Origin of the sequence: Micromonospora sp. AMSO12t, assembly GCF_008806585.1 — a bacterium.
GTDB lineage: Bacteria > Actinomycetota > Actinomycetes > Mycobacteriales > Micromonosporaceae > Micromonospora > Micromonospora reichwaldensis.
The window spans coordinates 1-8,064 of sequence record NZ_WAAS01000277.1; the positions used below are offsets into that span (position 1 = coordinate 1).

General features: G+C 73.2%; 9 protein-coding genes. 5 read left to right on the forward strand and 4 right to left on the reverse strand.

Annotation, left to right across the window (positions count from 1 at the left end):
* From F6X68_RS27570 to F6X68_RS27585, 4 genes are all read right to left on the reverse strand, one after another.
* Positions 1-486, reverse strand: a 486-nt coding sequence (locus tag F6X68_RS27570; RefSeq protein ID WP_151456998.1) for an ATP-binding cassette domain-containing protein, incomplete at its 3' end; no start/stop codon positions are given.
* Positions 487-489: 3 nt separating this feature from the next.
* Entirely contained in the window at positions 490-1,410 is a 921-nt protein-coding gene (locus F6X68_RS27575; protein ID WP_151456999.1) for an ABC transporter permease, read from the reverse strand.
* Positions 1,407-2,495 carry an ABC transporter permease gene (locus F6X68_RS27580; protein ID WP_225852459.1) on the reverse strand — a complete coding sequence of 363 codons (1,089 nt, stop codon included), beginning with the start codon at positions 2,493-2,495 and terminating at the stop codon, positions 1,407-1,409. Before F6X68_RS27580 ends, F6X68_RS27575 begins: the two co-directional genes overlap by 4 nt.
* Before the next feature lie 7 nt (positions 2,496-2,502).
* Entirely contained in the window at positions 2,503-4,110 is a 1,608-nt protein-coding gene (locus F6X68_RS27585; protein WP_151457000.1) for an ABC transporter substrate-binding protein, read from the reverse strand.
* Between the two features lie 302 nt (positions 4,111-4,412).
* Here F6X68_RS27585 and F6X68_RS27590 point away from each other — a divergent pair, with 302 nt between their 5' ends.
* The 5 genes from F6X68_RS27590 to F6X68_RS27610 all read left to right on the forward strand — a co-directional run.
* Positions 4,413-4,949 carry a helix-turn-helix domain-containing protein gene (locus F6X68_RS27590; RefSeq protein ID WP_151457001.1) on the forward strand — a complete coding sequence of 179 codons (537 nt, stop codon included), beginning with the start codon at positions 4,413-4,415 and terminating at the stop codon, positions 4,947-4,949.
* Positions 4,950-5,022: 73 nt separating this feature from the next.
* Entirely contained in the window at positions 5,023-5,943 is a 921-nt protein-coding gene (locus tag F6X68_RS27595; protein WP_151457002.1) for a dihydrodipicolinate synthase family protein, read from the forward strand.
* Positions 5,940-7,127 carry an FAD-binding oxidoreductase gene (locus F6X68_RS27600; RefSeq protein ID WP_151457003.1) on the forward strand — a complete coding sequence of 396 codons (1,188 nt, stop codon included), beginning with the start codon at positions 5,940-5,942 and terminating at the stop codon, positions 7,125-7,127. The genes F6X68_RS27595 and F6X68_RS27600 overlap by 4 nt, the downstream gene beginning before the upstream one ends.
* Positions 7,120-7,431, forward strand: coding sequence for a (2Fe-2S)-binding protein (locus F6X68_RS27605; protein ID WP_225852460.1), 312 nt, complete (start codon positions 7,120-7,122; stop codon positions 7,429-7,431). The genes F6X68_RS27600 and F6X68_RS27605 overlap by 8 nt, the downstream gene beginning before the upstream one ends.
* The coding region (locus tag F6X68_RS27610; protein ID WP_151457004.1) for an NAD(P)-binding protein at positions 7,428-8,064 on the forward strand (637 nt) is incomplete at its 3' end. The genes F6X68_RS27605 and F6X68_RS27610, both read left to right, overlap by 4 nt.

Consider the following 8,064-nt stretch of genomic DNA (forward strand, 5'->3'; position numbering starts at 1 on the left):
CGCCCGCTGCCGCATGCCGCCGGAGAACTGGTGCGGGTACGCCCGCACCGCCCGCTGCGGGTCGGGGATGCGGACCTGCTCGAGCAGTTCCACCGCCCGCCGGTCGGCCGCCCGCCGGTCCAGGCCCAGGTGGACCTGCATGTGTTCGGTGAGCTGCCGGCCGATCGTGAGCATCGGGTGCAGCGCCGCCGTGGGGTCCTGGAAGACCATCGCGATGCCGGCGCCGCGTACCTTCTGCCAGCGCTTCGTGTCCAGGCCGAGCAGTTCGGTGCCGGCGAACCGGGCCGATCCGGTGACCTTGGCGCCGGCGGGCAGCAGCCCGAGCAGGGTCTGCGCGGTGAGGCTCTTGCCGCACCCGCTCTCCCCGGCGATGCCGACCATCTCGCCCTCGTCGACGGTGAACGACACATCGTGCAGGATCGGCAGCGGCCCGGTGGGACCGGGCAGGGTGACGGCCAGGGAGTCGACCTCGAGCAGGGGTGCCATTTCTCAACGTCCCTTCGCGTAGCGGGGGTCGATCCGGTCGCGCAGCGCGTCGCCGAGCACGTTGAAGGCCATCACCACGGTGAGGATGGCCAGACCGGGGAAGACGCTGACCCACCACATGGAGAGGTCCTGCGAGCCGAGCGCCACCATCGAGCCCCACTCGGCGGCCGGCGGGCGGGGGCCGAGGCCGAGGAAGGACAGCGCGGAGAGCAGCAGCACGGCGTTGCCCAGTTCGAGGGTGGCCAGCACGATCGCCGGCCCCACGCTGTTGGGCAGGACGTCGCGGCGCAGCGCGCGCATCGGCCCGATGCCGAGCAGCCGGGCGGCGCTGAGGTAGTCCTCGCCGCGCATGGTCAGCACGGCGCTGCGGATGACCCGGGCGTAGACCGGCCAGGAGACGATGACCAGCGCGAGGACGGCGTTGCGGGTGCTGGGGCCGAATGCGGCCGTGACCGCCATCGCCAGGATGATCTGCGGGAACGCGAAGACCAGGTCCGTCAGGCGCATCAGCGCCTCGTCGACGAACCGGCCCACGTAGCCGGCGACCAGGCCGAGGAGGCCGCCGATCAGCAGGGCGAGCGAGACGATGGCGAGCGCGAGGGGGATCGACAGGCGGGAGCCGTGGATCACCCGGCTGAACACGTCCCGGCCGAGGGAGTCGGTGCCGAACCAGTGCGTGCCGGACGGCGGCGCGTAGGCGTCGGGGCTCTGCGCCAGCGGGTCGAACGGCGCCACGAGCGGGGCGAGGAGCGCCGCCAGCAGCCACCCGCCGAGGATGACCAGGGCCACCACGGCGATCGGCTGGCGCCAGATGGGCCGCGCCGTCGAACGTCCCCGCAGCCGGCCGCCCAGGAAGCGGCGCCGGGTCAGCGCGGCGGTCGCCTTCGGGTCGGGCGCCACGGGATCGGGTGCGAGTGCGGTCATGACAGGCGGATCCTCGGGTCGATGAGCCCGTACAGCAGGTCGACGGTGAGGTTGACCAGCGTGTAGACCAGCGCCACGAACAGGCTGACGCCGAGGATCGCGGGCAGGTCCAGCGCCGTCGCGCTGCGGTACGCGTACTGGCCGAGGCCCGGCCAGCCGAAGATGTTCTCCACCAGCACCGTGCCGGAGAGCAGCGAGGCGAAGGCCAGCCCGGAGACGGTGATCACCGGGACCAGGCCGGCCCGCAGCAGGTGCCGGCGGAACACCACCCGGGCGGGCAGGCCCTTGGCGTACGCGGCCCGGATGTAGTCCTGCTGGAGCACCTCCAGCATGGACGAGCGGACGAACCGGACGAGCATCGCCACGGTCAGGCTGGTCAGCACGAGCACCGGCAGGATCAGGTGCTGGGCGGCGTCCCAGGCGACGTCCCACTGCCCGGCGAGGGCGGCGTCGACCGTGTACATGCCGGTCACCGTCGGCGGTGGGCTGAAGTCGGTGGAGAGCCGGCCGCCGCTGGGCGCGAGGCCGAGTTGGTAGAAGAACACGTAGAGCACGACGAGCGACAGCCAGAACGGCGGGGTGGAGAGGCCGAGCAGCGCGCCGACGCGGATCAGCTGGTCGGTGACCCGACCGTTGCGTACGGCGGCGAGCATGCCGATCCCGGTGCCGATGAGCAGCGCCAGCACCATGGTGGGGATGGCCAGTTCCATGGTCGCCGGCACGTACTGGAACAGGTCGTCGGTCACGGTGCGGCCGGTCTGCTGGGAGATGCCGAGGTCGCCCGTCAGCAGGTTGCCCAGGTACTGGAAGTACTGCACGTACAGCGGCTGGTCCAGGCCCCACTTCTCGCGGAACGCCGCGACCGTCGCGGGGTCGTTGAGCGCCTGGTCGGAGAGGTTGGCCGTGACCGGGTCGCCGGGTACCACGGTGACCAAACCGAACGTCACGATCGTGACGCCCAGCAGCAGGCCGGCGGTGATGGCCACCCGCTTGAGCAGGAGGACCAGCAGTGCCCGGTGCGGCCGGGGCCGGGACACGGTCGTGGTGACCGCGCCCGGCTCGGCGTCGTCGACTGTCGTCGTCATGGAGTGACTACCCCCGGCCCACCGCGGCGAGGTCGACCTGCCAACCGGCGGCGGTGTAGTCCGTGCCGGTCAGGTCGCCGCTCGCCACCACGGTGGAGGAGTTGCTGGCCAGGACGACGTACGGCGAGGCGGCGTTCATCGCCCGCTGCCACTCCTGCATGGCGGCGGCTCGGGCGGCCAGGTCGAGGGTCTCGGTGACCTTCTTGCCGGCGGCCACGACGGCCGGGTCGGCCCGCTCCACCGTCCAGCCCGAGCGCAGCGCGGTGGCCTGGCCGGGGGACATGTTGTTGATCAGCGAGTCGGCGACCGGGTAGTTCAGGCTCTGCGGGGTGAACCCGAGGGCCATCTTGCCCGTACGCATCTCGTCGAGGAAGGTGGTCAGCGGCTGCGGGGTCAGCTCCAGCTTGATGCCGGCCTCGGCGGCGTCGCCCTGCACCTTCGTCGCGACCGTGCCCAGGTCGACCCCCTTGTAGGTGATGGCCGGGTAGTTGAACTTGACCGTGGGGTTGGTCAGCCCCGCCTCGGTGAGCAACGCCTTGGCCTTCGCCACGTCACGCTTCGACTCCTCGCCGGCGGGCAGCGCGCCCGGGTAGGCCGGGGCAACCAGGCCGGCGCCGGGGGCGGCGCCCTTGCCGTACAGCGCGGCGATGCCCTGGTAGTCGATGGCGGCCCGCAGCGCCTGGTTGAACTTCGCGTTCGAGCTCACCGGGGAGACGGCCGGGTCGGCGTTGAGGAAGAGGAAGTAGACGGTGTCCTGCATGGCGGAGGTCTTCAGGCTGCCCGGCAGCCCCTCCAGCAGCTTGCCGGAGATGTCCAGCGCGATCTCGGAGCCGCCGGCCCGCTGCATGGTCAGCTTCTGGGTCTGCACGTCCATGTTGCGCAGCACGACGCGGCTGAACTCGGGCTTGTCGCCCCAGTAGTTGGGGTTGGCCTCCAGTACCACCTGCGCCGACGGGTCGTACGACTTGAGCACGTACGGGCCGCTGCCGACGGAGTTCGTGTCGAGGTACTGCTGCGCGGTGTCGCTCTTGGCGGCGTCGGCGGCGTCGGTCGCGCCGTGCTCCTTGGCGACCTTGGAGTTCACCACGCCGGTGGAGGGCATCGCGAGCACCACGGGGATGTTCGGGTCGGCGGTCGCCGAGGTGACCACCACGGTCCGCTCGTCGGTCTTGGCGAACGTGAGGCCGCTGACCATGACGGCCGGGCTGGCCTTGACGTTCTTCAGCCGGTTGAGGGAGAAGACCACGTCGTCGGCGGTCAGCGCGGTGCCGTCGGAGAACTTCACGCCCTCGCGCAGCTTGAAGGTGAAGGTCTTGGCGTCGGGCGACGCCTCGAACGACTCGGCCAGCGCCGGGACCGGCTTGCTCACGTCCGAGCCCTCGAAGGTCAGCAGGGTGTCGTAGAGCGAGTGCACGGCGGTGAGGCCGGTCGCCTCGTAGATCCGGCCGGGATCGAGGGTCTTGAGGACGAACGAGGTGTTGACGGTGAGGGTCTTGGCCGAACCGCCGTCACCGTTTCCTCCGCTGCCGCCCGCGCTGCACGCGGTGCTGGAGGCTATGGCCAGCGCCGCCAGAGCGATCGCTCCGACGCGGAGCCGGCGAGGGGACACCGACATGCTGTTCCTACCTTCGTATGGGCCGGCCCGCGCGGGACGGGCTCTGGGGGCTGTCACACCCGGTGACGTCGGTGACGCCGCGGCCGGGCCGTTGGTGCAACCCCTGGCGGCTTCGCGGGTCTGCGCCGTTGTGCCGTCATGGGGTTGGATGTACCCGGACGGGACTCGTGTCCCGTTCGTGCCTCAACGCCGCTTGTCTAGTAGCGCCAAACGCGTTCACCTTATGTTTGACCACCCTAGACAGCGGCGTATAGTCACGTCAAACATTTCTAGCCACACTGTTTCGGAACGAGGAAAGACGCATGCTCGGTGACCAGCTCCGCGACCTGCGCCAGCAGCACTCCCTCACGCTGCGCCAGCTCGCGGCCGCGGCCGACGTGTCGCCCGCCCTGCTCAGCCAGATCGAGAACGGCGCCACGGACCCCAGCCTGGCCACCCTGCGTAAGCTCGCCAAGGTCTTCGACACCTCCATCGCGGCGCTGTTCTCCGAGCCGGACGCCCCGCTGGTGCACATCAGCCGGCCCGGCTCGCGGTCCCGGCTCGCCGCGCCCCCCGGGCAGATCGCCTACGACCGGCTCACGCCGGGGCGGGGCGACCTGGAGGTGCTGGAAGCCGAGCTGGCGCCCGGCGACGCCAGCTCCACCGAGCCGTGGGCGCACCCCTCCACCGAGTGCGCGATCGCCGTCACCGGTGAGGTCGTCGCGGAGATCGGCGGCGATAGCTACGTGCTGAAGACCGGCGAGGCCATCACCTTCGACTCCCGGCTGCCCCACCTCTACCGCAACGCCAGCGACCAGCGGGCCCGGCTCATCATCGCGGTCACCCCGCCGACCCCCTGACCCACCCGGCACGTCACCCGGCCCGCGTACGCGCACGTGGGCGGTACGACGGCGCCCGTCGAAAGGACCCGCAGTGGACCGTGACAGCGTCGACTGGTTCGGCTACCTCCCGGCCGTCACCACCCCGTTCACCGCCACGGGCGAGCTGGACCTCGCCGCCTGGCGCGGGCAACTGGACTGGCTCGCCGCCGAGCGGCTGCACGGGGTGATCGTCGGCGGCACCACGGGCGAGTGGTTCAGTCTCAGTGAACAGGAGCGGGCCGAGCTGTTCCGGACGGCCGCCGAGCGGGTCGGCGACCGGCTCACCGTGCTCGGCGGCTGCAACGCGTACACGCCGGCGGAGGCCATCCGGCACGCCGAGGCCGCCCGGGCCGCCGGCCTGCACGGCATCCTGCTCACCCCGCCGCCGTACGTGGTGCCCACCCGCGCCGAGGTCGTGGCGTTCTACCGGGCCGTCTCCGAGGCCGTCGACATCCCGCTCTGCGTCTACAACTGGCCCCGCGGCACCGCCGTCGACCTGGACGCCGACCTGCTGCTGGAGCTGAGCGCGCTGGACACCGTGGTGGCGGTCAAGAACTCCACCCCCGACTTCGGCGGCTTCGTCCGGAGCCTGGTGGCCCTGCGGCACCGGGTGCGCTACTTCGGCATCCCCACCAACGAGGTGGGCATCGAGCTGATGACCACGATCGGCGGCGACGGGCTGATGGGCGCCGGCGCCGTGCTCGGCGCCGACCACCCCGACTTCTTCCGCGCGCTGCGCGCCGGGGAACTCGACCGGGCCCGGGTCCTCGGCGCCCGCGACCGCGTGATCATGGAGGACTGGTTCGGGCCCGACTACGGCGCCCGGTTCGGCAACGCCCAGGCGATCATGAAGTACGCGCTCACCCTGCGCGGCGTGCCGGCCGGGCACGTCCGCGCGCCGCTGCTCCCGCTGACCCCCGCCGAACAGGACCGCGTCCGGGCCACCATGAGCCAGCTCGACCTGCTCCCGTGACTGCGTACGACACGGCGGTCATCGGCGGCGGCCTGCTCGGCTGCGCGACCGCCTGGCACCTGGCCCGCGCCGGCAACCGCGTCCTGCTCGTCGAGAAGGACCAGGTCAACCGGCACGCCTCCGGGCAGAACGCGGGCAGCCTGCACTTCCAGCTGGAGTTCCGGATGGTCGAGCACGGCGACGACGCGGCCCGCGCGGCGGCCCGCGCGCTCCCGCTGCACCTGGACGCCGTGCGGGCCTGGGCGACCATCGAGGACGAGCTCGGCGAGCGGTGCGGGGTGTCCCGCACCGGCGGATTGATGCTCGCCGAGACCCCGGCGGAGATCGCCGTGCTGGACCGCAAGGCGGCCCTCGAACGCGAGTACGGCCTCGACGTCGCCGTGCTCTCCGGCCCGGAGCTGCGCCGGTTCGCGCCGTACCTGGCCGACACCGTGCTCGCCGCCGGCCACGTGCCCGGCGAGGGCAAGGCCAACCCGCGGCTGGTCACCCCGGCGCTGGCCCGGGCCGCCGGCCGCCACGGTGCCGTGCTGCGCACCGGCTGCCGGGTCACCGGGCTGCACCGGCGCGGCCGGCACTGGGAACTGCGCACCGGGGCCGGCCCGGGAGACACCGCCGGGGAGACCCACCTGGCCGACACGGTCGTGCTCGCCGGCGGCGTGTGGACCGCCGAGCTGGCCGCGATGGCCGACGTCCGGCTGCCGGTCTTCCCGGTCGGGCTGACGATGAGCGCGACCGCCCGCAGTCGGCCGTTCCTGCCGCACCTGATCCAGCACGTCGGCCGGCGGCTGTCGATGAAGCAGACCGAGGACGGCAACGTGCTGATCGGCGGCGGCTGGCCGGCCAAGCTGGTCAGCCGCGCCGGACAGGTCGACCTGGAGACCAACCCGGAGCTGCGCTACGAGTCGCTGGTCGGCAACGCCGACGCCGCCCGGGTGGTCCCGGCGGTGTGGGACCTGCCGGTGATCCGGACGTGGACGGGCATGACCACGCTCACCCCGGACCACCTGCCGCTGCTCGGCGCGGTGCCGCGCCGGCCGGGGCTGTACGTCGCCACCGGCGGCTCGGCCTTCACCCTCGGCCTCACCTACGCCCGGCTCCTCGCCGCCATGGTCGTCACCGGCGAGCCCGACCGTGCGATCGAGGACTATTCACCCGCCCGCTTCGGAGCGCTGAACTTTGTCTGAACACCGCCCGCCGCAGCCCGCCGAGGCGCCGAGGCGCACCGCGATGGGCCGGCCCGCGCCGGTCACCATCGAGGTGGACGGGCGGCCGGTGCTCGCCCACCCGGGCGAGTCCCTGGCCACCGCGCTGCTGGCCGCCGGGGAGCGGGCCGTCGGCGCCACGCGCGGCGGCGCCCGCCGGGGGCCCTACTGCAACATGGGGATCTGCTTCGAGTGCGTCGTCACGGTGGACGACGTGCCCTGCCAGCGTTCCTGCCTGATCCGGGTACGGGCCGACATGCGGGTCCGCACGGCGGTGCCCCGGTGAGCGCGCCCGACGTGGTGGTGGTCGGCGCCGGCCCGGCCGGGCTGGCCGCCGCCGCCACCCTCGGCCGGCACGGCGCCGCCGTCACCGTCGTCGACGAGCAGGAGCAGCCGGGCGGGCAGATCTACCGCCGGCCGCCGGCCGGGTTCACCCCGCCGACCGCGCCGTCCTCCGCCGGTCGGGCGCTGCTCGCCGAGGCCACCGCCGCGCCCGGCGTCCGGTGGCTCGCCGACACCACGGTGTGGGGCGTCCTCGGCACCCGCGCCGGCCTCGACGGGTACGCCGGCGACCAGCCCGCGCCGGGGCGCTACCGGGTCGCCACGCACGGCCCGGCCGGGGTCCGCCTGCTCGAACCCCGGGCGGTGCTGCTCACCGCCGGCGCGTACGACCTGCCGGTGCCGTTTCCCGGCTGGACGCTGCCCGGCGTGCTCACGGCGGGCGGTGTGCAGACGTTCGTCAAGGCGCAGGGCCTGCTGCCGGGTGGCCGGTTCGTGCTGGCCGGGGGCCACCCGCTGCTGCTGGTGGTGGCCGCCCAGCTGGTGCGCGCCGGTGCCCGGGTGGTCGAGGTCGCGCTGGTCCAACGCCGCCGCGACCTGCTGCCCGGTCCGGCCGGGCTGGCCGCCGTGGCGGGCGCGG

Coding starts and splice junctions, on each gene's coding strand:
- F6X68_RS27575 (WP_151456999.1), bottom strand. CDS start 1,410: ATGACCGCACTCGCACCCGATCCCGTGGCGCCCGACCCGAAGGCGACC.
- F6X68_RS27580 (WP_225852459.1), bottom strand. CDS start 2,495: ATGACGACGACAGTCGACGACGCCGAGCCGGGCGCGGTCACCACGACC.
- F6X68_RS27585 (WP_151457000.1), bottom strand. CDS start 4,110: ATGTCGGTGTCCCCTCGCCGGCTCCGCGTCGGAGCGATCGCTCTGGCG.
- F6X68_RS27590 (WP_151457001.1), top strand. CDS start 4,413: ATGCTCGGTGACCAGCTCCGCGACCTGCGCCAGCAGCACTCCCTCACG.